20 protein-coding genes and 1 pseudogene are annotated in these 24,602 nt (G+C 55.8%); 13 read left to right on the top strand and 8 right to left on the bottom strand.

Annotated features, from left to right (window positions below):
- Nucleotides 1-309 precede the first annotated feature (309 nt).
- Nucleotides 310-1,578, bottom strand: a complete 1,269-nt coding sequence (umuC, locus tag N1689_RS04840) for a translesion error-prone DNA polymerase V subunit UmuC (protein ID WP_161732497.1) — start codon at nucleotides 1,576-1,578, stop codon at nucleotides 310-312.
- 2 nt (nucleotides 1,579-1,580) lie between these two features.
- Complete coding sequence (gene umuD / locus N1689_RS04835) at nucleotides 1,581-2,000, bottom strand: translesion error-prone DNA polymerase V autoproteolytic subunit (RefSeq protein WP_013357748.1); 420 nt, start codon at nucleotides 1,998-2,000, stop codon at nucleotides 1,581-1,583.
- Between the two features lie 336 nt (nucleotides 2,001-2,336).
- Here umuD and N1689_RS04830 point away from each other — a divergent pair, with 336 nt between their 5' ends.
- The gene (locus N1689_RS04830) at nucleotides 2,337-2,588 is read left to right on the top strand and encodes a hypothetical protein (RefSeq protein ID WP_161732499.1); all 252 of its coding nucleotides are present in this window, start codon (nucleotides 2,337-2,339) and stop codon (nucleotides 2,586-2,588) included.
- 100 nt (nucleotides 2,589-2,688) lie between these two features.
- Here the strand turns inward: N1689_RS04830 and N1689_RS04825 are convergent, their stop codons facing one another.
- Nucleotides 2,689-2,913: a hypothetical protein gene (locus tag N1689_RS04825; protein WP_033732545.1), complete on the bottom strand. Its 225-nt coding sequence runs from the start codon at nucleotides 2,911-2,913 to the stop codon at nucleotides 2,689-2,691.
- Nucleotides 2,914-3,464: 551 nt separating this feature from the next.
- On the opposite strand from N1689_RS04825, the gene N1689_RS04820 reads away from it, so the two are divergent.
- The 3 genes from N1689_RS04820 (at nucleotide 3,465) to N1689_RS04810 (ending at nucleotide 5,787) form a co-directional block, all read left to right on the top strand.
- Entirely contained in the window at nucleotides 3,465-3,722 is a 258-nt protein-coding gene (locus tag N1689_RS04820) for a biofilm development regulator YmgB/AriR family protein (protein WP_161732559.1), read from the top strand.
- A gap of 290 nt (nucleotides 3,723-4,012) precedes the next feature.
- Complete coding sequence (locus N1689_RS04815; protein WP_161732501.1) at nucleotides 4,013-4,861, top strand: manganese catalase family protein; 849 nt, start codon at nucleotides 4,013-4,015, stop codon at nucleotides 4,859-4,861.
- Nucleotides 4,862-4,923: 62 nt separating this feature from the next.
- On the top strand, nucleotides 4,924-5,787 hold the full coding sequence (locus N1689_RS04810; RefSeq protein ID WP_161732503.1) for a glucose 1-dehydrogenase: 864 nt from the start codon (nucleotides 4,924-4,926) through the stop codon (nucleotides 5,785-5,787).
- Here N1689_RS04810 and N1689_RS04805 read toward each other — a convergent pair.
- Entirely contained in the window at nucleotides 5,780-6,790 is a 1,011-nt protein-coding gene (locus N1689_RS04805; RefSeq protein ID WP_222924089.1) for a UV damage endonuclease UvsE, read from the bottom strand. The genes N1689_RS04810 and N1689_RS04805 overlap by 8 nt on opposite strands.
- 101 nt (nucleotides 6,791-6,891) lie before the next feature.
- Here N1689_RS04805 and N1689_RS04800 point away from each other — a divergent pair, with 101 nt between their 5' ends.
- Entirely contained in the window at nucleotides 6,892-7,257 is a 366-nt protein-coding gene (locus N1689_RS04800) for an MmcQ/YjbR family DNA-binding protein (RefSeq protein ID WP_150012898.1), read from the top strand.
- A gap of 65 nt (nucleotides 7,258-7,322) precedes the next feature.
- Here N1689_RS04800 and zinT read toward each other — a convergent pair whose 3' ends face one another.
- Entirely contained in the window at nucleotides 7,323-7,973 is a 651-nt protein-coding gene (zinT, locus tag N1689_RS04795) for a metal-binding protein ZinT (protein WP_161732510.1), read from the bottom strand.
- A gap of 386 nt (nucleotides 7,974-8,359) precedes the next feature.
- On the opposite strand from zinT, the gene katE reads away from it, so the two are divergent.
- Complete coding sequence (gene katE, locus N1689_RS04790; protein ID WP_260058127.1) at nucleotides 8,360-10,624, top strand: catalase HPII; 2,265 nt, start codon at nucleotides 8,360-8,362, stop codon at nucleotides 10,622-10,624.
- 97 nt (nucleotides 10,625-10,721) lie between these two features.
- Here katE and N1689_RS04785 read toward each other — a convergent pair whose 3' ends face one another.
- Nucleotides 10,722-12,380, bottom strand: coding sequence for a methyl-accepting chemotaxis protein (locus N1689_RS04785; protein WP_260058126.1), 1,659 nt, complete (start codon nucleotides 12,378-12,380; stop codon nucleotides 10,722-10,724).
- A 224-nt stretch (nucleotides 12,381-12,604) separates the two neighbouring features.
- On the opposite strand from N1689_RS04785, the gene N1689_RS04780 reads away from it, so the two are divergent.
- On the top strand, nucleotides 12,605-13,861 hold the full coding sequence (locus tag N1689_RS04780) for a mechanosensitive ion channel family protein (protein ID WP_161732516.1): 1,257 nt from the start codon (nucleotides 12,605-12,607) through the stop codon (nucleotides 13,859-13,861).
- Between the two features lie 58 nt (nucleotides 13,862-13,919).
- Here the strand turns inward: N1689_RS04780 and N1689_RS04775 are convergent, their stop codons facing one another.
- On the bottom strand, nucleotides 13,920-14,216 hold the full coding sequence (locus N1689_RS04775; protein ID WP_161732518.1) for a hypothetical protein: 297 nt from the start codon (nucleotides 14,214-14,216) through the stop codon (nucleotides 13,920-13,922).
- Nucleotides 14,217-14,644: 428 nt separating this feature from the next.
- Between N1689_RS04775 and treZ the strand changes: the two genes are divergently transcribed.
- The 4 genes from treZ (at nucleotide 14,645) to N1689_RS04755 (ending at nucleotide 21,978) form a co-directional block, all read left to right on the top strand.
- Nucleotides 14,645-16,429, top strand: a complete 1,785-nt coding sequence (gene treZ, locus N1689_RS04770; RefSeq protein ID WP_222924093.1) for a malto-oligosyltrehalose trehalohydrolase — start codon at nucleotides 14,645-14,647, stop codon at nucleotides 16,427-16,429.
- Nucleotides 16,426-18,954, top strand: a complete 2,529-nt coding sequence (gene treY, locus N1689_RS04765; RefSeq protein ID WP_260058122.1) for a malto-oligosyltrehalose synthase — start codon at nucleotides 16,426-16,428, stop codon at nucleotides 18,952-18,954. Before treZ ends, treY begins: the two co-directional genes overlap by 4 nt.
- Before the next feature lie 57 nt (nucleotides 18,955-19,011).
- Nucleotides 19,012-21,087, top strand: coding sequence for a glycogen debranching protein GlgX (gene glgX / locus N1689_RS04760; RefSeq protein ID WP_161732524.1), 2,076 nt, complete (start codon nucleotides 19,012-19,014; stop codon nucleotides 21,085-21,087).
- Nucleotides 21,088-21,213: 126 nt separating this feature from the next.
- On the top strand, nucleotides 21,214-21,978 hold the full coding sequence (locus N1689_RS04755) for an SDR family NAD(P)-dependent oxidoreductase (protein WP_150038030.1): 765 nt from the start codon (nucleotides 21,214-21,216) through the stop codon (nucleotides 21,976-21,978).
- Nucleotides 21,979-22,076: 98 nt separating this feature from the next.
- Here the strand turns inward: N1689_RS04755 and N1689_RS04750 are convergent, their stop codons facing one another.
- On the bottom strand, nucleotides 22,077-22,352 hold the full coding sequence (locus tag N1689_RS04750) for a hypothetical protein (protein WP_033732518.1): 276 nt from the start codon (nucleotides 22,350-22,352) through the stop codon (nucleotides 22,077-22,079).
- Between the two features lie 543 nt (nucleotides 22,353-22,895).
- On the opposite strand from N1689_RS04750, the gene N1689_RS04745 reads away from it, so the two are divergent.
- Both N1689_RS04745 and N1689_RS04740 read left to right on the top strand, forming a co-directional pair.
- Entirely contained in the window at nucleotides 22,896-23,432 is a 537-nt protein-coding gene (locus N1689_RS04745; RefSeq protein ID WP_161732526.1) for a TetR/AcrR family transcriptional regulator, read from the top strand.
- A pseudogene (locus N1689_RS04740) lies at nucleotides 23,432-24,580 on the top strand (MFS transporter). The gene N1689_RS04745 and the pseudogene N1689_RS04740 overlap by 1 nt, the downstream one beginning before the upstream one ends.
- Nucleotides 24,581-24,602 lie beyond the last annotated feature (22 nt).

Here is a 24,602-nt window from a genome sequence, read left to right as displayed (position 1 = left end):
GCTCATTGTCAGCAAAACATAAAAAGAGTCGGGTTTTTATAGTGCTGTTGCCGTCGACCACATAAATCTCATCGTCGTCATGGTGGCGGGATTGAATGATTGCTGTGAAATGTATTGCAGGCCAGAGCATGACTCTGGCTTCAAACGCTCTGAAACCCACTATATTTACGTGGTTATTTTTTTAAAATGCCCGATGAAAAACTACTCATCGGGCCAGGCAAAGCATCACTTCCTGTCACTTTAATCGCGTGATAAAAAAGCGTATAACAGCTGCTGCTACGTCAGCAACAGAGGAAGCCGGACCCGCGCCTACTTAACCGCCGCCACCGGCAAATCCGTTACCCGCGTGGTATAGGCAGGTGACAGCATCTCGCGCTTCATTGCCCAGGCCTTGTTGATCCCCTGCCCGGCAAACCAGAGTTTTCCGCTGCCGATTTTATTAATTTTATCAATCAGCTGCATCAGCTCCTGGCTGTTGCGGCGCGGCTGATGCTCGTCAAACAGATCAAGCTGGGCCACGCCCTGACTGAAAAAATCCCCCAGCACGATGCCCGCCTTGATATAGCGATGCCCCTCAATCCAGATGTTATCCAGACACGCCATCGCAACGCCGACAATATCGCGCGTGTCCTGTGTCGGGATGACCAACTGGCCGGTAGACTGATTACCATAAAAGGGTTCATCCGTAGCATGCGGGCTGGTACGCACAAAGACCCCCACCTGACGGCAATACTGGTTACCGCGGCGTAGCTTCTCTGCCGCACGCTCAGCATAGGCACAGACGGCTTCACGCATCTGGTCATAATCGGAGATGCGGCTGCCAAACGAACGGGAACACATGATTTGCTGCTTATCCGGTGTCACTGACTCCAGTTCCAGGCAGGATTCGCCACGCAGTTCTCTGACGGTACGCTCCATCACCACGCTGAACTGTTTGCGAATGGATTCGGTGCTTTGATCGGCCAGATCTTTCGCCGTCATAACGCCCATGGCGTTGAGCCGTTTGCCGATCCGGTGCCCTACGCCCCAGACGTCAGCCACATCAATCAGCGCCAGCAGCTTTTTCTGTCGTTCGGGGTCCGACAGATCGACAATGCCGCCGGTTTTGCTCCACTTTTTGGCCGCAAAATTCGCCAGCTTAGCCAGCGTTTTGGTCTGTGCAATGCCGACGCCGACGGTCAGATGGGTCTCTTTGCGGATCCGTTCTTTAACCTGCCGGCCAAAGGTCTCCAGCGCCATGCAGTTCTGCACGCCGGTAAGATCCATAAACGCCTCGTCGATCGAGTAGATCTCCACCGAGGGAGCCATCTCTTCGAGGATGGTCATCACCCGCTCACTCATGTCGGCATAGAGCGCGTAATTTGAGCTGAAGACCTGTACCGCATGACGCGTCAGCTCTTCACGCATTTTAAAATAGGGTGCACCCATTTTAATGCCGGCTTTTTTTGCCTCGGCGCTGCGCGCAATCACACAGCCGTCGTTATTCGACAGCACCACCACCGGTTTGCCTTTCAGATCGGGCCGGAAAACGGTTTCGCACGATGCATAAAAGCAGTTCACATCGACCAGCGCGAACATGGTCAGTGCGTCGATTTAATAACAAAGGTCACAACACCAAACACTTCCAGCGCATCTTCGGTCTGGATAGCGATCGGTTTAAATTTGGTGTTCATCGGCATCAGTTGCAGGCAGGGATGAAGCTGAAGACGTTTAACGGTAAATTCACCATCGACGGCGGCCACCACGATATCGCCGTGTGAGGCGGTGAGCGAGCTGTCGACCACCAGCATATCACCATCGTTAATGCCCGCCTCAATCATCGACTCGCCGCTGACGCGGACAAAATAGGTGGCACTGGGATGCTGCACCATCAGCGCATTGAGATCGATACGTTGTTCGACATAATCCTGCGCCGGGGAGGGAAATCCGCACGGCACACGTTCGATATAAAGCGGTAAAGGCATAACGGCGCGAATGTCCGCAGGTTTAATGAATTCCACAATTTCACTCCTTGCTCAGATTACTGTATATAAATACAGTAATAGCTAATCCCCCTTTTAATCAAGTGACACGGAACATTTTTAAGCAAAGGAGTTGATGGTAATACACTTTTTTAATCCTCTTTTTTCTCACTGCTGTGAGAGTAAGCGGAAACGGGTTACTTTTGCCGCAGCACGGGAATATCAGCGTTTTTTCTTTCAGTAACTAATCTTATAAATTCACCCGCTGATTATTTTTACTTAAGGAAAATCTGACAACGTCTCTGTGGCATTCGCCGAGGTTTGAATATTCAGAGCGGGCTGGTTATTCTGCCTTTTTTAAGGCATGGAGGGGTTATGACAGACGACGATAGAATTAAACATCTGGAAGAAGCCGTTGCGCAGTTAACGGTTGAGACCACGGTATTAAAAGCGATACTCGGTCAGCAAATTGCGCTCAATAATCTCAACTACAAAGGGAAATTTGACGATGTGCTGGCCGCGCTGGCGAAAGAATATGCCGAACGTGGTCTGGAGGAAGGCAATAATCAGGCAATCCATGACGCCCTGCGTCAGTATATTAAATATGAGCCACCCACGATGGAATAGGACTCTCCGGCAGCGTCCGCTCACCGGACGTTACCGGCTCCTGAACACTGCCATCCCCTGCCCCGTCCCGGCAGCCGTCTGAGACGTTGCGGATTAGCCTTTAAGCCTGGCTATCACTCTCCAGCGCATCCTGAATCGCATCGGCCAGATTACCAATTTCATTCGCCACGGCCTGCAGGTCCCAGGAGGCTTTTGAACCGGTTGCTGACGTTGAAGCGCTGACGGATTCCTTTGCCACTGACAGCGCCGCTGCCACAGCCACTGAACGTTTATGTTGTTCCTGCGTCACGCCCGCAGGCGGAATCGCAAAATAGTCGTGAACCATGATCATTTCCTTGTGATGAATAAGGGCTCAACCTTAGCCTTCTGCATCAGGCGTGGGAAGTGAATTATGTGGCATGACCTGTCAGGCGGACAGGATTGCAGCAGCTGTGTTGCGTTGTCCGCTTTTCCTGCGCAAAAAAACCTGTACGGGCTGTACAGGTTTTTTGCAAAAATGTCTGCCTGAACGGCTATTGTATCGTTTTACAGGACGGCAGAAAAATAGCTGGCACTCACCAGCAGACGTTATCATCTTATGGGAAATCCCTGTTAATTCACTGAATAATATAACATAAAGAGTGAAAGCCTCGCTTTGTCCTGTGTGCCATCTTTCCCTCAACACATCTGACCAGTGATCTTTTGTCAAATTTTATTGTACAACTTTGCCATTTTTGTATAACTTTACCTCGTGATGTTAAATCACTTGTAACGAGCGTGCTTTGCACCGCATCTGAAGGTGTTGTGGATTTCCACCTTCAGATGCAATTTTTTTGCGTCAGCCGGTTACCGGATCTGAATCAACGCATTCCTTCCCAATTTCTTATGAGGCCTGACATGCAAACAACGATGAATACAGAGTCTCAGATTTCTGATTACTTCATGAACTCTGGTACAGCGCTGACCACAGAAAAACAGGTGATCGCCGCAGTTCATGCTGAACTTGCGCGAGCCAAAGCCCATGTCTCCGATAAAGACATTGTGCTGGGTCTGATTCACCGCCTGGAGAGCGAGCGCGACATGGTTAAGCAGGATATTTACCGTCAGGCTCTTGAACATGTTCTGCAGCGTGCAACGGCCACCAGCGAAAGCTAAAAACCTGTGTCTGTCATGACGGAACGCGAATTAGCACGGATGCTTTTCCACTACGGAATCGGCCCCTTTTAAAGGGGCTTTTTTATTTCTGCTGCACTGCATCACCCGCTTCTATATTCACCTCCCGTACTGCCTGCCCTGCCGGACCAGATATAGCTCTACTATTTACCGTTTTTGCCGCTTATTTCACCTTAAATTGCGATTAATTGCTCTCGGTTCGCTTTATTTATCCGATATCTGTGTCCAGGCTTTTTCTGCATCTACTGCAAACACAGACGAGGAAAATAATCATGTTTCATCATTCATCAAAACTTCAATTCCCGGTTCGTGTAGAGAAGCCCGATCCAGAGTTTGCCATGCTGTTACAGCAGGCCATCGGCGGCGTCGAAGGTGAGATTCGTGTAGCGATGCAATACTTTTTCCAGGCGATGGGCGCGCGGGGTGATGTGCGGATTCGGGATCTGCTGATCTCCACCGCCACCGAAGAGCTGAGCCATATCGAAATGCTGGGCTACGCCGTGGCGCTGAACCTTGAAGGCGCACCGCTCTCTTACCAGGAAGCGTCAGCCAAAGACCCGGTGGTTAATGCCATTCTGGGCGGCATGAACCCACGCCATATCCTCTCTTCCGGTCTGGCTGCGATGCCGGTGAATGCCAACGGCATGCCGTTCGACATGAGCCACATCTACGCCTCCGGCAACGTGGCGGCCGATATGCTGGCTAACGTCACTGCAGAAGCCACCGGCCGCGTACTGGCTACCCGGCTCTACAACATGACCGAAGACAAAGGGATGAAGGACTTCCTCTCCTTCCTGATCGCCCGTGACACGATGCACCAGCAGCAGTGGCTGGCGGTGATCGAAGAGATGGGTGGCCTGAACGCATCGCTGCCGATCCCGAACAGCTTCCCGCAGGAACATGAGGCGCAGGAGCACTCGTACTACTGCCTGAATACCTCACTGGACAAACCGCTGCCGGAAGGTCGCTGGAGCAGTGGCCCGGCTTACGATGGTCATGGGCAGTTCAGCGCGAAGCAGCAGCCCGAGATTCTGGGTGATGAGCCGCTGCTGGGCAATGCCCGTCCCGGCTCCGGTGCACAGTCAGAGCAGATTGATGGCGTTACGCCACCGAAACCATAATTACCCGCCTGTCAGGGACCAATGCCCTGACAGGTTTTTCCATTTTTTACGGAGGAGAAGTCATGTCATCCACTCAGCGTCCACAACCCCCATTCACAGAGCAGCAGCAGACGTGGCCTGGCAGCACCGCCGCGATGCAGCCACAGCCCGATCATGGTGAAGAAAGTTATCAGGGTTCAGGCCGTCTGGCGGGTAAAAAAGCGATTATTACCGGCGGCGATTCCGGCATTGGCCGGGCCGTGGCGATTGCTTTTGCCCGGGAAGGTGCTGACGTGCTGATCTCTTATCTTGATGAGCATGAGGATGCGCAGGATACCGCCCGACTGGTTGAGGCCGCCGGTCAGAAAGCCGTCCTGGTGCCCGGCGACATTACCGATGCGTCACACTGCAACGCGCTGGTTGATAAAGCCGTTGAAGCCTTTGGTGAGATTAACATTGTGGTGAATAATGCGGCGTATCAGATGACGCGCGACTCGCTGGATGCGATCAGCGACGACGAGTTTGATCGGACGATGAAGACTAACCTGTACGCGATGTTTTACATCACTAAAGCGGCCACAAAACATATGCCTGCAGGCGGGTCGATCATTAATACGGCTTCGATCAATGCTGACCAGCCGAAACCGAAACTGCTCGCCTACTCCGCCACCAAAGCCGCCATCGTTAACTTCTCCGGTGGCCTGGCCGCCTTGCTGGCGGAAAAAGGCATCCGAGCCAATGCGGTTGCGCCCGGCCCCATCTGGACACCGCTGATCCCGTCGACCATGCCGGTTGAACAGGTGAAGACCTTTGGCAGTGAAGTACCGTTGCAGCGTGCCGGTCAGCCTGCTGAGCTGGCGCCAACCTATGTGATGCTGGCCAGTGATGAAGCCAGCTACATTTCCGGGGCGACCATCGCCGTCACGGGCGGCGTGGCGATTATTTAACGTTTGCCGATTCCCTGGTCGCTTCGGCCAGGGGATTCTCTATCAGCTTCTGCGTTATTCCCCACTGATAAAGCGGCTCCCGCGCCAGATTCTTCATTTTCACTTCGCACATGATGTCGAAAGCGTGGAACGACAGCGCCCAGCCATTCAGCGTCGGATTGAAAAAGAAGTCGGAGTGCGCCCGCAGTTTGCTTTTGCTCACGCCCAGTTGCTGCTGATCGGGCCAGCCCGCCTGCGGAATAATCCCCTCCTGCGAAATCGAATAGTGCAGCACCGGCCGCACGCCGCGCCATGAGTCGATTACTCTGGCAACGCGCGCATCATCCGGCTGAATAAACTCACTCTCTTTTACCCAGTGATGGTGGATATCCAGCACGACCGGACAGAGGGGTGCCGCCTGCAGCACATCATCCAGCGAGCAGGAAATCTCATCATTCTCCACCGTCAGCATCAGTCGCGCTTCCGGGCTGAGCTGATTAAATGAGTGTTTAAAGCCGTCGAATCCCGCCTTACCATTCATATGAATGTTGATTTTAAAATCCTGGAAGGTTTTGCCGTAGCCCATCAGACAGGCGCAGAGCGTGTGATACTCCACATCTTCCAGGGCTCGCACCACGACATCGGGATTGTCGGAAGCCAGCACGGTATATTGGCCCGGATGGAATGAGAGCCGGATGTCATGCGCCCGCGCCAGCTCACCACAGCGGGCAAACAGCGGGTAGAGTTCAGGCAGGAATTCCGCAAACAACGGCGTCGCTTCGGGCACCGTATAAAGCGGCAGCAGATCGCTGCCGATACGCATCATTCGCAGCGGCGCGGGTAACGTGGCCAGATGCTCAAGCGTCAGGTAGAGATTATTGAGATTGGTAACGGTGATCTCATGAACCAGCTGGTGACGTTCAGCGTGCGGTAAACTCAGAAATCGTTTACGGGTAGTCGCGCGAAACGGGAAAAACTGTTTGCCGTCGCTATTGAGATACTTACATGCAAAGCCTAATTTCATGACTGCTCCTGATTGATGCTTATCAGAAGTGTAACAGGCCTCTGGCGACCAGCCAGTCGCGGGCCACAGAGGCAGAGTGAATAATGACAGGGAGAGAGACTATGCAGGGTCACGCGATCCAGCGTATCGCTATCGACGCAGCTGAACGGCTGCCCGCCGCCGAATCGGGCTATCCGTTCGGGCCGGAACATCAGGTTTTTAAAGTGTGTGGGAAAGTGTTTTTACTGCTGACCGAACTGCGGGGCGTGCCGATTATCACCCTGAAATGCGAACCGCAACAGGCGGAGCTGCACCGGGTGATCTATCCCTCGATTACCGCCGGTTACCATATGAATAAGCGCCACTGGATTACGGTTTATCCCGGCGACGGCCTGTCGCCAGGCCTGATTCAGCAGCTGGTTGAGGAGTCATATCAGCGGGTGGTGCGCGGCATCCCTGCCTCACGCCGCCCGGTGTGGGTGGGATAAAGGCGGCGAAAGGTAATAATGAAAACCCGCCCTGACCAGCACGCCATCAGCCCCCGCCCCGGCACTCAGTGGTGCAGCATCTCATCCAGCACCTGTGCGTTCGACATCTGGTAAGGGTAATAGGTTGGCCAGTTGTCCATCTCCGCCAGCAGGGCCTGCTGAGAGGCGTTACCCATAAAGATATGGAAATGGGCGGACTTACGCGGCCCGATGGTGTGATCGCTGAACTGCACATATTTCGGGGCGGTGCTGCTGGCGTCCTGACACTCGAACAGATAGCGCACCCCTTTCTTCCCGGACGTGTAGGTCAGGATTTTGTGCCCTGAATAGTGATAGTGGCAGGCGCTGCTCTTATCGCCGACATGGAACTCCATCACGCCATTTTCGATGCCAATGGTATCGACGTCGGTGGCGTAGCCTTTGCGATAATAGGCCTTGTACTGTTCTGCCGTTTTACTGTTGTCCTGCTGGGCTTTCTTCTGCCAGACCGGGTCCAGCTCGCCACTTTTCAGCAGCGGATAGACCGACTGCCAGATTCCGTCCCAGTCAGAGAGCGGACGATCTTTTACATCGCTGTCAGCGAAAATGCCTTCAGCCGCCTTCTGCTCCATCGCTGACAGCGGTTTTCCATGGGCATGCGTACCATGTGCCAGCGCCTGCTGACTGATTAACAGCGTGCCTGCGATTCCTATCCATTTACCTGCATGATTTTTCAAAGCCCGATCCCCGATTCATGTAACAGGATGAAATGTTATGATATAACATTTCACAATTCAACCTAAATCTGCCTGTCGCCCTATTAATTTTTTTAATGTTCACAGTCATCTTCTGGTGCATAGCCTTCTCCTGTCGCAGAGCAATCTGACGGGGTTGTAAAGCGCGTTGCCAGCACAGCAGGCGCGAGCTGACAGGCCGCTAAGCCAGACGGCACAAGGTGTAAATAAGCGAAACGATAATCAGCAGTCAGCGATAAGCCCGGTTTTGCTGTCGGATGAAAAAGGCGCTGTCACTACAGTTAAATGGCCGAATTAACCTCAGCATTGTTCAGGTTGTTCTATATTTAGTGTCGCCGAACGTAAAATACCAGCTGGAGCATGAATTAATGTCGAAAGAAACTGAGAAGAAACCCCTGAGCGAACGCGCACCGACCACCGGCCCGGAATCATCAGAGCCGGGGCTGGGATCGCTGGCACCGAAAGATGGTTCGCATCTGCCCCCAGCCGAACCGACCCCGCCAGGCAAGCAGCCTACCGCCCCAGGCAGCCTGAAAGCACCACAGACGCACAACGCCAAACTTGACCAGCTTGAAGCCAGCCGTAAAAACGGCACCGACCGCGCCCTTACAACCAACCAGGGCACACGCATCGCCAACGATCAAAACTCACTGCGTGCCGGTTCGCGCGGTCCGACGCTGCTGGAAGACTTTATTATGCGTGAGAAGATCACGCACTTTGACCATGAGCGTATCCCGGAGCGCATCGTGCACGCCCGTGGCTCTGCCGCACATGGCTATTTTCAGCCTTACCGCTCCCTGAAAGATCTGACCAAAGCGCAGTTCCTCAGCGATCCCGAGCAGACCACGCCGGTTTTCGTGCGTTTCTCTACGGTTCAGGGCGGTGCCGGATCGGCTGATACCGTGCGTGATATTCGCGGTTTCGCCGCCAAGTTCTACACCGAAGAGGGTGTCTTTGACCTGGTCGGCAACAACACGCCGGTATTCTTCATTCAGGATGCGCACAAATTCCCTGACTTTGTGCATGCCGTGAAGCCAGAGCCACACAACGAAATCCCGCAGGGCCAGAGTGCCCATGATACCTTCTGGGATTATGTCTCTCTGCAGCCGGAAACCATGCATAACGTCATCTGGGCGATGTCAGACCGCGGCATTCCGCGCAGCTATCGCACCATGGAAGGCTTCGGTATCCACACCTTCCGCCTGATTAACGCCGAAGGCAAAGCGACCTTTGTCCGTTTCCACTGGAAGCCGGTGGCGGGTAAAGCCTCGCTGTTGTGGGACGAGTCGCAGAAACTGACCGGTCGCGATCCCGATTTCCATCGCCGCGATCTGTGGGAAGCGATTGAAGCGGGTGATTTACCGGAATATGAGCTGGGCCTGCAGCTGATCCCGGAAGAAGATGAGTTCAAATTCGACTTCGATATTCTGGATGCCACCAAGCTGATCCCGGAAGCACTGGTGCCGGTGGAAATTGTCGGCAAGATGGTGCTGAACCGTAACCCGGACAACTTCTTTGCCGAAACCGAGCAGGTGGCGTTCCACCCTGGCCATATCGTGCCGGGTCTGGATTTCTCCAACGATCCGCTGCTGCAGGGTCGCCTCTTCTCCTATACCGACACGCAGATCAGTCGTCTGGGCGGACCGAACTTCCATGAGATCCCGATCAACCGACCGACCTGCCCGTACCATAACTTCCAGCGTCAGGGCATGCATCGTCAGGATATCGACACCAATCCGGCAAACTACGAGCCGAACTCAATCAACGACAACTGGCCGCGCGAAACCCCACCTGCTGCAACAGGCGGCGGCTTCGAAAGCTATCAGGAGCGGGTTGAGGGCCACAAAGTGCGCGAGCGCAGCCCGTCATTCGGCGAATATTATTCCCAGCCGCGCCTGTTCTGGAACAGCCAGACTGAAGTCGAGCAGCAGCACATCATCGGTGCTTACTCGTTTGAGCTGAGTAAAGTGGCGCGCGCCTATATTCGTGAGCGTGTGGTCGATCATCTGGCACGCATTGATACCAGACTGGCGCAGGGCGTGGCGGATAACCTCGGACTTGCCCTGACTGATGAGCAGCTCAATCTCCAGCCACCGGCTGCGGTGAACGGCCTGACCAAAGATGACAGCCTGAGCCTTTACGCTATCCCGGATGGTGAGATTAAAGGTCGTCAGGTGGCGCTGCTGCTGAGCGATGGTGTAAAAGCCGCTGATGTGCTGGCGATTTTGCAGGCGCTGAAAGCGGAAGGTGTGCATGCCAAACTGCTGGCGCCGCATATGGGTCAGGTGCGCGCGGATGACGGCTCTGTGTTGCCGGTTGATGCCACCTTTGCCGGCCTGCCTTCTCTGACCTTTGATGCGGTCATCGTACCGGATGGCAATATCGATGCCCTGCTGTTAAGCGGCGATGCCCGTTATTTCCTGCTGGAAGCCTACAAGCACCTTAAGGTGATTGGTCTGGTGGGTAACGCGCGTCGCTTTAAAGCGCAGTTCGGTCTGGAAGATGCCGATCAGGAAGAAGGTATTGTGCAGGGCGACTCGGCGGAGAGCGCACTGATGTCAGAGTTCACGCAGGCGATGAAAGCGCACCGCGTCTGGTCCCGTAGCCAGAAGGCACAGTCCGTTCCGGCCTGATGCGTTGAGTGAATAAAAACCGCCTCCAGGGGCGGTTTTTTTATGCTGAAAACCGGAGCACTGTCGCATGCGCGGTGATCCGTCAGACGTTCCATTATCAGAAGGTCTGCCAGTTCTCATTATCCATCACAGCGACAGGCTGACGTTTTGGCACAACAATCGCCTTCGCTACCGGTGCGGCAGAGAACGCCGTATGCAGCGTGCCGGTTTTAAATACCGATACCGTTTTACGCAGGTAGCTCGCCTGCTCTTCCAGTGAGGCGGCGGCAGTGGCTGACTCCTCCACCAGCGCGGCGTTCTGCTGCGTCACGCCATCCATCTCAGAAACCGCAATGCAGACCTGCTCAATGCCACGGGTCTGTTCCGTCGAGGAGGCGGCGATCTCTTCGATCAGCTGCGTCACACGGCTCACCGACTTCACGATGCTCTCCATCGCGGTGCCCGCCTGCGCAGCATGACCGGCACCGGTTTTGATGCGCTCAGCTGAGCGGTCGATCAGTCCGCGAATTTCCTGCGCGGCGCTGGCGCTGCGTCCGGCCAGCGAGCGCACTTCACCCGCCACCACCGCAAATCCACGACCCTGTTCACCGGCACGCGCGGCTTCAACCGCAGCGTTCAGCGCCAGAATATTGGTCTGGAAGGCGATACTGTCGATAATGGCGATAATACCGGCGATCTGATTCGAGCTTTCGCTGATCTGATCCATGTTGGCGATCACCCGGGCAACGGTCTCACCGCCCTGCAGAGCCGTAGCTGATGCCTCTTTCGACACCGTGGTCGCCTGCTGCGCATTGTCTGCGTTGAGTTTCACCGTCGAGGTAAGCTGCTCCATGCTGGCGGCGGTCTGTTCCAGCGCGGCTGCCTGCTGTTCGGTACGCGAGGAGAGATCGGTGCTGCCGGCGGAAATCTCCGCTGCACCCGTGAAGATCGAGCGGGTGGCGTCATCGACCGAGGTAATGGTGACCACCAGCGCATCGCGCATCTGCTGCAGCTCCTGAATCAGCTGGCCCATCTCGTTGCGGCCCTCGTGCTGAATATCAGAGGTTAAATCACCGGCCGAGATAGCGCGCATATGCGCGGTCAGCCTGGCCAGCGGGTTAATCAGCAGCTTCTGCAGTCCCATCCAGACTGCCACACCAATCACAGCCGTAATCAGGCCGATAGTCAGCAGCGCCCAGAGCGCGTCGGTCAGGCTGCGCTGGTTGTGCAGAGAGGTATCTTTCATGAGCTGGATGTTCACCGCACGCCAGGCTTCATAGGCCGTGTCGAGCTGGTCCTGCGCCGCCTGTGCTTCGAGATTGCCGTACGCCGGGTAGTTGCCCTGCTTCAGAAAGGTAATGGAGGCCAGCATGGTGTCACGCATCTGCTGATAGGCAGTCTGAACCTGCGTTGACTGGGCTTCGCCCTGTCCTGCTTTACGCGGCATCGCCTGCCACGCTTTAAAGTCTGCATCCGCTTTTTCCGCTGACTGACCTGCCTGTGTTAGCAGCGCAGCCATCGCCGCAAGGGATTTTGGGTCCTGCTGATTTTTCAGGAAGCGGATCGCCACGCGGTTGATGGTGACGCGGGTTTTTATCAGGGTTTTTACGGCATCACTCAGGTGCTGCTGCTGCAGCGTCAACTGCTCGGCCGCCACAAAGTTTTTGTCGGCTTTGGATACGCCGTTGTAGAACAGAAATCCGGTCAGGGTCAGTAACGTAATAAAGACGGCAAGCACCGCCAGAATACCGTGAGTTATTTTAAGATTTTTAAGCATGTCCGCAGACTCATATCAGAGAAGATAAAGCTGTTATCGGCCAGCGAGGCATTTATCTGAGCACAGTCGCTGAGAAGCTTGCTCTCCGCAACACGCCGGATGCAGCCAGCCCGTCGTACTGCACTGAAAAAAGGGGGCGACGGGGCCTGAACGCATTCCGCGCTTAACAAGCAACCCCATGCTGTGGTTGAATTCGCCCCTTACATTTTTCGCACGTGGTTAACATGCATTACATTCAGAGTCTGATGAGTTTTATTGAGGGAAACCGGGTGCTGTCGATCGGCTTCAGCCTGCTGCTGCTGATTATGGCCGGGATGGTCACTCACCTGATCTGCAAATTTTTCATCGTCAAAGTGATCAGGAAGGTCTTTTTCAGCGGTCATAAAAAAGACGTTCCGCTGGATAAAGATGTCCGCCTCTCTCAGAAGCTGTCAAATTTTGTGCCGGTGATTGTGGTCTACAATTTCCTGCAATTTATGCCGGGCCTGCCTGAAAACCTGAAAGTGGCGATTCAGACCATCTGCGGCATCCTGTTTTTTGTCTATCTCTCGATCTTCTTCAACGAAGTGCTGGAGATTGTTAACAACTCCTACTCACGCAAATCGAAGCGCAAGAATCACTCGATCAAGGGCTATATCCAGATTGGCAAAATCCTGGTGCATATTATTGCCGCGATCATGATTCTGGCGATTATGTCCAACAAGTCGCCCGCGATTATCATCTCCTCGCTGGGTGCGGTCGCCGCGGTGCTGATGCTGATCTTCCAGCATACGCTGCTGTCGCTGGTGGCGAATATCCAGCTCTCCTCCAACGATGTCCTGCAACTGGGTGACTGGATTGAGATGCCGGACAGAAATATCAGCGGCGAGGTGATCGATATTGCGCTGCATACCATCACCATCCGCAACTGGGATAACACCATTTCGCGCATTCCGACCAAGAACTTCCTGACCGAAACCTACACCAACTGGCAGGCGATGTTCTCCTCGGGCGCACGCCGCATCATGCGCAGCTTTTATCTTGATCAGAAATCGATCACTTTTGTAAATCAGGAGATGCTGCAGGCGATGAGCCAGATCCGCATCGCCAGCGAATCAATTACTGAGCTGCTGGATGGACGGGATATCAGCGCCGTTGGCGACCGCTGGTTTATGGAGAACGGCATCACTAACCTGATGGTGTTCCGTAAATTCCTGACCGCCTGGCTGGCGCAGCGTGATGATATTAAGAAAGAGATGTATATCGTGGTACGGCCACTGAAACCGTCGCCGGATGGGTTGCCGGTGGAGATCTACTGCTTCACCTCATCCATTTTCTGGGCCGATTATGAAAATACCCAGGCGGCGATTTTTGAGTATATTTTTGCCATGGCCCGCCACTTTGAGCTACAGATTTACCAGCATCCGGCAGGGTCTGATTTCGCCCGTCTGGCGCAGCCGCGTCCCGTCAGCGGGGATGCAGAGCCAAACGGCATGCCGTAACCGGTGACCTGCTGGGGCAGTCCCGCACCGCCACAGCAGCTCACTGAGGCTCAGGTCATTAGCTCTTACTCAGCGCATAGTTCAGCACTTTGTCATTTTTCATCTGCACGGTCAGCGTCTGCCCCTCGGTGGTGTTCAGCGTGCGCGCCTCGCTGTAGGTCCACTTCAGCAACCGCTGACCGTCCGGATAAGGCGTCTCACTGTCAGGCTGACCAAACAGCGCGATCAACTGGGCTTTAGTCGTCTGACCGGCATGAATTTGCTGCAGATTACGGCTGTCCAGCCGGTGCCCGACCCGGTTAGAACAGGCGGAAATCAGTAGCAGCAGCGTGACTAACAGAACGCGTTTCCTCACGTAATATCCTTTTGATATGTTCAGTGTCGCAGGTCCTCCAGCGTGACCGGCGCGCTCGCGCTTAAGCTTATAGCGAATCCGCGCCATCCGGCAGGGTTTTCTGAACCTGCCTTCCATGATTTCCCCCTGTCAGAGGCCGATTCCAGGCAATTAACGCAAATTAATGCGCCTGAACCGCCTGCCGCCCTGCGACTGCAACATCTTAGTCTATGATTACTCTCTGTATGCCGCGTGGAAGCGGTCTCACTTTTCCCTTCCCGACGCACCACGCTGAATACCAGTCCAGCTTCCTGGCTGAAGAGGCGCGCCAGCCCACCTGGCATCCGGGTCTCACTGATAGCTTTACGATTTTTTGACGCTTGCGTCATCGACATCCTATTCGCGCGATGGTCACCATCGCGTAATTCCAGGCTAAATGAGGCAACTGAATGGAATCCAAATCTTTTTCTAAAAGTTGGGGCGCTGAACGGGTTGCCAGTGACGAGGTGCGTTTCCGCCTCTGGGCAACCGGTCAGCAACGCGTGACGCTGCGTCTCGCCGGTCAAGACATTGAGATGACACCGCAGGCTGACGGCTGGTTTGAAGCCCAGGTCGCCGGTGTGGCGGCGAATGCCGAATATGATTTTGTGCTGGCAGATGGCACGGCAGTGCCCGATCCCGCCGCCCGCGCCCAGAAAGCGGAGGTCAACGGTCCCTCACTGGTGATCGATCCTGACGCGTATCAGTGGCAGAACATGGGCTGGAAGGGTCGTCCATGGACAGAGTCAGTGGTCTATGAATTGCACATCGGCACCTTTACCCAGGAAGGCACCTTCCGGGCGGCGATTGAGAAACTGCCAGTGCTGGCTGAGACCGGCATCACCATGATTGAAGTGCTGCCGGTGTCGCAGTTTGGCGGTAATCGCGGCTGGGGCTACGATGGCGTGCTGCTCTATGCACCGCATGCCGCCTACGGATCACCCGATGATTTCAAAGCTTTTATCGATGCGGCGCACGGTCACGGCCTGTCGGTGGTGCTGGATATCGTGCTGAACCACTTCGGCCCGGAGGGCAACTATCTTCCGCTGCTCGCGCCAGACTTCTTCCATAAAGAGCGGCAGACGCCGTGGGGCGCCGGTATCGCCTATGACGTTGATGCAGTACGCCGCTATATCGTGGAAGCACCGCTCTACTGGCTGCAGGAGTTTAATCTGGATGGCCTGCGCTTTGATGCCATCGATCAGATTGATGACCCGAGCGAAAAGCATGTGCTGGTTGAGATTGCCGAGCGCATCCGCGCCACCATCACCGATCGCCCCATTCATCTCACCACGGAAGATTGCCGCAACGTCACTTTCCTGCATCCGCGCGACGAAAACGGAGACGCTCCGCTGTTTACCGGCGAATGGAACGATGACTTCCACAACGCCGTGCATGTGCTGGCAACCGGTGAAACTCACGCCTATTACCAGGATTTCGCTGACCAGCCGGCGCAGCGGGTGGCGCGGGCGCTGGCAGAAGGCTTTGTCTATCAGGGCGAAATCTCAAAGCAGTCGGGTGAGCCGCGCGGCGTGAAGAGCAGCAGTCAGCCGCCGGTCGCCTTTGTCGACTTCATCCAGAACCATGACCAGACGGGCAACCGTGCGCAGGGCGAAAGGCTGGTCTCGCTGGCGGGTGCAGAGCGGACGCAGGTGCTGCTGGCCATGTTGCTGGTCTCGCCACACATTCCGCTGCTGTTTATGGGCGAAGAGTATGGCGAAACCCGACCGTTCCTGTTCTTCACCGATTTCCACGGCGATCTGGCTAAAGCGGTGCGTGAAGGTCGCGCCCGCGAGTTTGAAGGCCATGCCGGTCACGGCGAAACCGTGCCGGATCCTAACGATATCACCACCTTTGAACAGTCGAAACTCGACTGGCCGCGTACAGAAACGCCTGAAGGTCAGCAGTGGCTGGCGCTGACGCGTCATCTGCTGGCGCTGCGTCAGGAACATATTGTGCCGCTGCTACAGACCGCTGGTGGTGACGCCGGGCAGATAGTGAAAACAGCAGACGATTTCCTGGCGGTGCGCTGGGACTTCCCGCTGGGCACGCTATCACTGGCGCTGAACGTTGGCGACAGCACGCAGCCAATCCCGGATTTGCCGGGTGAAACGCTGTTTGCCTGGCCGCAGACCGCAACCGAACTGATTCCCAACGCTATCGTGGTGCGTCTGGCTAAGAGAGAAGCAGAATGACTATTCCAACCGCAACGTACCGCATCCAGTTCCGCAATGGCATGACCTTTGACCGTGCGGCGGCGTTGGTGCCCTACCTGAAACAGCTGGGCATCAGCCATCTTTATGCCTCGCCGATCTTCAGCGCTACCGCTGAATCAACCCACGGCTATGACGTGACCGACGTTAACCAGATTGAGCCGTCGATTGGCGGCCGGGAAGGTTTTGACCGCATGGTGGCCGCGCTGAAAGCGGCCGGGCTGGAGCTGATCCTCGACATCGTGCCTAACCATATGGCCGCCTCGCTGGAGAACCCGTGGTGGCGCGACGTCATTGAGCATGGCCAACAGAGTCGCTATGCCACTTATTTCGATATCGACTGGTCACGCCGCCTGACGCTGCCGTTCCTCGGTGACACGTTTGAGGCGGTGCTGGAAAACGGTGATATCAGCGTGCAGCGCGATCCGCAGACCGGTAAACCGGCGCTGGCCTACTTTGACAATTTCTATCCGCTGAAACCTGAGACCTGGCAGGATCGTGAAGAGGCGGTACTCGCCCTGCGCGATGCCGCAGAGATTGCCGAGCTGCACGACCAGCAGCCGTGGCGACTGATGTCATGGCGCGACGCACCCAACGATCTCTCCTACCGCCGCTTCTTTGAAGTGACCGGTCTGGTCGGCGTGCGCGTGGAAGACAAGGCTGTCTTTGATGCCGCTCATCAGCTGATCCTCGAACTGGTCCACAGCGGCGCGGTGCAGGGATTGCGCGTCGACCACGTGGATGGTCTGGCCGATCCGCGCGGCTATCTGGAGCAGTTACGCCAGGCTGCCGGTCCCGACTGCTATCTCACCGTGGAAAAAATTCTTGGTGACAATGAACAGTTGCCGGACGAGTGGCCGGTCTCCGGCACCACCGGTTATGAGTTTATGGCTGCACTCGCTAATCTGCTGGTCGACAGCGATCGCCTGAGCGGACTGCGTAAAGCCTATCAGGCCGTGATTGGCAAAACCGTCGACATGAAAGCGGAGCTGCGTGCCGCTAAGCTGCTGATGGCCAACCGCAACTTTGCTGGCGAATTTAACCGCTTACTGCAACTGGCACTGAAGATTGCTGAGGCAGAAGGCACGACTCAGCCGGAAGCAGAGCTGAAAAATGCCCTGCGTGAGCTGCTGGTCGCGTTCCCGGTTTACCGCACCTATGGCACGCCGGAAGGCCTGACGCCAGCCGATACCGCGCTGCTGGACCAGGTGGTCAGCCAGGTCAAAGCCAGCGAAGACGCGCCCGACACACAGGCGCTCGACTTCCTGACCCGCATTCTGCGTGCAGAGGTGGGCAACGCGGCTCGTGACGATGCCACGCAGTTCCGCACCCGCTTCCAGCAGCTGACTGGTCCGCTGATGGCGAAATCCGTCGAGGACACCCTCTTCTTCCGCCAGCATATGGCGCTGGCGCTGAATGAAGTCGGCGCTGAGCCGCTGGCGCGCCACTTCTCGCTGGATCAATTCCATGCGGAAATGCAGGCGCGGCGCGAACATCAACCCGATGCGCTGTCGGGCACCTCAACGCACGACACCAAGCGCGGTGAAGATGCCCGTGCGCGGCTCTATACCCTGACCGAAGCGCCACAGCGCTGGGCGGCGTGCGTGAGCCGCTGGCGGGAGATGAATAGGGATCACGTCGTACGCCTGAAAGATGGCCCGGCACCGGAACCGGCGGTTGAGTGGATGCTGTATGAAGCGCTGGCCGGCGTCTGGCCGACCACCCTGCAGCCGCAGGATGCGGAAGGTCTGGCGGCGCTGGAAGCCCGCTTTGTGGTCTATGTTGAGAAAGCGATGCGTGAAGCCAAACTGCGCACCGACTGGGCCGACAATAACGATGACTATGAAGAGGCGGTGCTGAGCTATGCCCGTCATCTGCTTGCGCCCGGCAACAGCACCTTCCTGACTGATTTCTGTCAGTCGCTGCAACCCTTTATGCGCGCCGGACTGGTCAACAGCCTTACCCAGACCGTTGTAAAACTGACCGCACCTGGCGTACCCGATATTTATCAGGGCAGCGAGGCGCTGGACTTCAGCCTGGTTGATCCCGATAACCGCCGCGAACCCGACTTTGATGCGCTGGCGGCGATGCTTAACGCGCCACAGCACGATGACAGTGAGACGCACTGGCTGCGCGGTCAGGTCAATCAGCAGGCGATTGTAAAGCTGTTAACGCTGCGTCAGCAGCAGCCTGCGCTGTTCCGCCACGGTGACTACCTGCCGCTGTCCGCAGAGGGCGCGCAGCAGGATAACGTGCTCGCCTTTGCCCGCACCCATGAGGATCAGGCGGTCATCGTGATTGTCTCACGCCGGGTTTTTAACGCATTGCCGGAGAATCTCGATCATCCGTCTGAGGCGCGCTGGGCTGATACGCATATCGCCCTGCCCGCGGCACTCGGTCAGCGCGGCTATCAGGATGTGCTGAGCGGTAAAACCCTCAATGCAGGCGACCCGCTGCCGCTTACCGCACTGGCGTCACAGTGGTGCGCCGTGCTGGTGGCACAGTGAAGTCAGAAAGAATTTGTTTATTACGCGTCAATCTGTTCATTGAATAACGAGGCATAAATGTCAAACAGTCAGCGTTTTGAAATTACGGCGGGTTACAGCCATTTGCTGGGGGCCAATTTTGATGGCCAGGGCGTGAACTTCGCCCTGTTCAGCGCCCACGCCGAGCGGGTTGAACTCTGTCTGTACGATCCCAGCGGCAAAACGGAAATTGCCCGGCTGGAGCTACCGGAATATACCCATGAAGTGTGGCACGGCTACATTCCAGGTCTGAAGCCCGGCGCGCTCTATGGCTATCGCGTCTATGGCCCTTATGACCCGGAAAATGGTCACCGCTTTAACCCGAACAAGTTGCTGCTCGACCCGTACGCCCGTGAACTGGCGGGCGACATCGCCTGGAACGAGGCGCACTTCGCGTACGATCTCTACCATGACGATAAAGATCTGACGTTCGACACCCGCGACAGCGCGCCGTTTACGCCAAAGTGCCGGGTGATCGACCCTGATGAATTCGACTGGCAGGATAAAAACCGCCCGAATGTGCCGTGGCCGAAAACCGTCATCTATGAAACCCACGTGAAAGGCTTTACGCAGCTCAACACCGCACTGCCACCTGAAATGCGCGGCACCTTTGACGGCATGAGCCACAAATCGACCGTTGACTACATCAAAAGCTTAGGCATTACGTCGGTCGAATTGCTGCCGGTGCACTGGTTCCCGGACGATCAGCACCTGCTGGATAAGGGGCTGAAAAACTTCTGGGGCTACAACACGCTGGGCTTCTTTGCGCCCGCGACCCGCTACTTCGGGCCGCGCGGCATTCAGGGCTTCCGTGACATGGTGCGTGCCTTCCATGATGCCGGTATTGAGGTCATCCTCGACGTGGTCTACAACCACACCGCCGAGGGCAATGAACTGGGGCCGACGCTATCATTTAAAGGCATCGATAACTTCTCCTATTATCGTACGATGCCCGACCAGCATCGTTACTACATCAACGACACCGGCACCGGCAACACCGTGAACACCTCGCATCCGCGTGTGCTGCAGATGGTGCTCGATTCACTGCGCTACTGGTCTGAGTCGATGCATATCGACGGTTTCCGTTTCGACCTCGGTACGATTCTGGGGCGCGAACCGGATGGCTTTGACCCGCGCGGCGGCTTCTTCGATGCCATCATGCAGGACCCGATCCTGTCGCAGAAAAAGCTGATTGGTGAACCCTGGGATATCGGTCCGGGCGGCTATCAGGTGGGCAGCTTCCCGCCAGGCTGGGCAGAATGGAACGATCAGTATCGCGATACGGTGCGTGACTACTGGAAAGGCAACAACGTCTCCACAGACTTTGCTGCCCGCCTGCTGGGTTCCGGCGATCTCTACGATCAGCATGGTCGGCGTCCATGGGCCAGCGTCAACTTTATCACCGCGCACGACGGCTTCACGCTAAACGATCTGGTGTCGTACAACGACAAACATAACGATGAGAATGGTGAAGACAACAACGATGGCCACAACGACAACCGCTCTTACAACTATGGCGTTGAAGGCCCGACCGATGACGAAGGCATTAACGCGGTGCGCGAGCGACAGAAACGCAACTTCCTCGCCACACTGATCTTCTCCCACGGCACGCCGATGCTGCTGGCAGGCGACGAGTTTGGCCGCAGCCAGATGGGCAACAACAACGGCTACTGCCAGGACAGCGAAATCTCCTGGGTACACTGGGATAACCTGCCGGAATCTGCCGAGGCGCTGCGCGAGTTCACCCGTCAGATCCTGACATTGCGTGCTCAGCAACCGTTGCTGCGCCGTGAAAACTGGCGCGACGGCATGGATATCAAGTGGTTTAACGCCGGTGGCGGCTTCCAGCAGAGTGAGCAGTGGGATGAAGGCTCAACGTTGGGCGTCTATATCGGCCGGCCGGATCTGCAGACCGAGGAAGGCATCTGGCATGACGTCCTGATGCTGCTTAATCCGTTCGAAGGCAATGTGCCCTTCCGCATTCCACAGTTTGGCGAAGGCGGCTGGGTGCTGGAGCTGACCACCAGCGACGTGACAAAGCGGGGACTGGTGATCACCAAAGAGAAGGATTTCGAGCTGGAAGGACGCAGCTTTGCCCTGTTCAGACGTCCCTAGTCACTGAACAGGTTAAAAATCAGGCATCAGGCGCAGCGCATTTCGCGCTGCGCTTGTTTTTTTGCAGATCGTTGCCAGGCTTAACCGGTTGTTAACAGTAAGAATTGATGCTGATAAGGAGGCATAATGTCCAGATTTACACAGAAGGTTGTGGTTGTGACAGGTGCCGGATCCGGCATTGGCGAAGCCAGCGCAAAGCGCTTTGCTGAAGAAGGGGCATCCGTGGTGCTGGTAGGACGCACCCGACAGAAACTGGAAGAGACGCTGGCCGAAATGACGGCGGGCGATCATCTGGTGGCTGCCTGCGACGTCTCAGAAGCCGAACAGGTTAAACAGCTGTCAGAAACGGTGCTGAAGAAGTATGGCCGTGTAGATGTGCTGGTAAATAATGCGGGCGTTATCGTTCAGGGTCGCATCCATGAAGTCGACCTCGACGCATGGAAAACCCTGATGAAAACTGACCTCGACGGCGTTTTCCACGGTGTTCACTACTTCATGCCAGCGCTGCTGAAGAGCAAAGGTAACGTCGTCAACATTTCCTCCGTTTCCGGCTTAGGCGGCGACTGGGGTATGAGCATCTACAACGCAGCTAAAGGGGCGATTACCAACTTCACCCGTGCGCTGGCGATGGATTACGGTGCGGATGGCGTGCGGGTCAATGCTATCTGTCCCGGATTCACCTTTACCGATCTCACCGAAGATGCCAAACAGGATCAGGAACTGCTGGAGCGTTTTTACGATCGTATTCCGCTGCGCCGTGCCGGTGAAGCGGATGATATTGCTCGTGCGATTCTCTTTATTGCCAGCGATGAAGCCAGTTATATTACCGGCGTCAATCTGCCGGTTGATGGCGGAATTACCGCCTCAAATGGCCAGCCTAAGCAGGCATAAGTATCAGGGCAGCGTATTACGCTGCCTTTTTTATTCTGAACGCCCCGCCCTGTTAATTCCTTTTATTCTCTTTTACTGCTGCCATTTAATTTCAGCAATCAATGTTTTGGCGTGTGGCGGGTTGGCGTTGCCGCCCGGGCCGGTTTAATTGCCGTGCTGGTTGTGGTCGGGCAAATAAAGGTGCTCAGACAGGCATTACACAATATGGCATTAGCGTGATGGACTTTCGCCACCGCCAGCGCCTGCTGTCGGGTATAAAGCGAACCAATAAAAACGCGTTTATCGTTCTTTGACAGATTTACGCAACCTTCTTTGTGTAAAATCCATCCACCCATGGGACGCGGGCACAGATAATAATAGCTGGCTTTGAGCATGGTAGTCATCCTGATAGTTGCTGTATGTATCGTAAAAAACGAACCAAAATTCGTAAGAGTTTTTATTTGTAATCTGAAGCTTTATTAAACTAACTGAGAATTATCCCTAAAACCACTTTATTGCGTCACTCAAACCGACTTTGAGAATATGCCCTTTTCAGCCACGATTATCGCTTCAGTCATTCAGCGCGCTTAAACTTCCCGCCCCGCTTTGCAGCCCCGCTTTCATTTAGGGTTCTAATGCATCAATAAAAAGCCAGCAACCCTAATAATCGTTATAAAACAGTCATTTATTTGAAATTTCACTATAACCAGCCTGATATGTCACGGCCGTTATGATTAGAGCCACAACAAACGATATTACTCGCCGCAGGAGTACTTATGAGTATTGATAAACTGAGGCTGAAAAAGTGTGAAAGCGGCAGAGCGCCTCTCTTTTAGCGAAGCGCTGATACAGGCAGAGTCAGGGGTTTATCAATACCGGCGGGAGTAATTAACCGTAACTGGCTTGAAAAAGTAAAACGATCGGTTTACTTTTAAGGAATGAAAAAGAGAGACGATATTCTTCAGGCCGCCGAGCGGCTCTTCTATACCCATGGCTTCCACGCCACCAGTACCGATCAACTCTGTCGCGAAGCGGGCGTCTCAACACGCACGCTTTATCATCATTTCGCCTCTCGCGAAGCACTTACCGCCGCGGTGCTTGACGCCCGCGAGCAGCGCTTTATGGCGGAACTGTTGCCAGCGCAACAGCCTGAGGCAATCGCGCATCTGTTTGCAGTGCTGAATGAGTGGACGGTAGTAAACGGCGCGCGTGGCTGCTTCTTTCTGAAAGCCTGGGGAGAGTATGCCGAGCGGGATAGTGAGCTGGCATCGCAGGCACTGACCTTTCGCGCCACGATGCGTGCTTACATTACGCAATGCGTGACGCATCTGCGCGGCGGCGTTAATCAGCATCTGAGTGATGCCATCTGGATACTCTTTGAGGGGGCGATTACCACAGCGCTGATTACCGGTCCTGACGCTGTGCGGCAGGCGGAACAGGTCGCCAGCCAGTTATTGCAGAGTGGTGCGGTCTGATGAGGTCACCCGCCACGCTGGCGCTGACAGGCTTTAGCCTGATTGCTGTGACTTACGGCATGGCGCGCTTCTCGTGGGGGTTAATGCTGCCTTCGATTTCAGCAGATATTCCGTTCAGCCCGCAGCAGGCGGGATTATTGTCAGCCTGCAGCTTTGTGGCCTACTGCCTCACTATTCTCACCGCAGCCGCACTGGCAGACCGCTATGGTGCCCGACTGACCGCGCTGCTGGCGGCCCTGAGTGCAGCATCAGGGCTGCTGCTGCTCGCCTGTGCCTCCTCACCACTACTGCTGGCGACAGGACTGTTTGTTGCAGGATTGAGTTCAGGGCTGGCATCGCCCGCTCTGGCCGCGGCAGTCAGTAACCGGATTGCGGTTGCCGATCAGCCGCGCATCAATACCCTGATCAACGCCGGCACCAGCGCAGGTATCATTCTGACCGTGGTGATCCTGAGCGTGCTGCCTGGCGGATGGCGGGCCGCCTGCCTGCTGTTCGCCCTGCTGTCACTGGCCTGTCTGCTGCCGGTGATGCGCGTGCTGTCGGTTCATGGGGCTGGTCGCGCCGCCCGCGTCACCCGCTGGTACCAGCGTCTTTACCGTCGCGCGATGCGGCGGCTGATGGGCATAGCGTTGATGTCGGGTCTTGTCAGTGCGGCCTGGTGAAGCTTTGGGTCGGCGCTGCTGCGCCAGCATGTCGGCGTTGATGCAGAGACCGCCCGTTTACTCTGGCTGGTTGCCGGAGGTGCAGGCATTGTGGGTGCCGCAACCGGCCCGGTCGCTGCCCGTATCGGGCTGAACGCGGTTTACCGGCTGTCATTGTGCGGAATGGCATTGCCACTGCTGGTTCTGGCCTTCAGTCACGGTGAATCTGCCGGTTTACTGATTGCGGTGGCCTGCTGCGGCGCAGGTTACGTCACGCTGTCGGGCGTGTTGCTGGTGTGGGGAGCACAGGCCACAGCTGAAGAGCCCGCGACAGGCGTCGGTATCCTTTTTTTTATGCTGGCAGCTGGTCAGGTCGCAGGATCGCTGCTGTTTGGTCAGCTTTACGCCGCGCTGGGTGCCATTACGGCATTAACGCTGTTTGCACTCAGTGCCCTGCTCCTGCTGTTTATTACACCGTCGCAGAATAGTAACGCATCAGATAAATAAGACGTTAATAATTAAAAGCAGC

Origin of the sequence: Pantoea sp. XY16 (assembly GCF_025153065.1) — a bacterium.
In the GTDB taxonomy this organism is placed as follows: Bacteria; Pseudomonadota; Gammaproteobacteria; order Enterobacterales; family Enterobacteriaceae; genus Pantoea; species Pantoea alfalfae.
The sequence above is the reverse complement of the archived record's forward strand: the minus strand, read 5'-3'. Positions and strand labels throughout refer to the sequence as shown.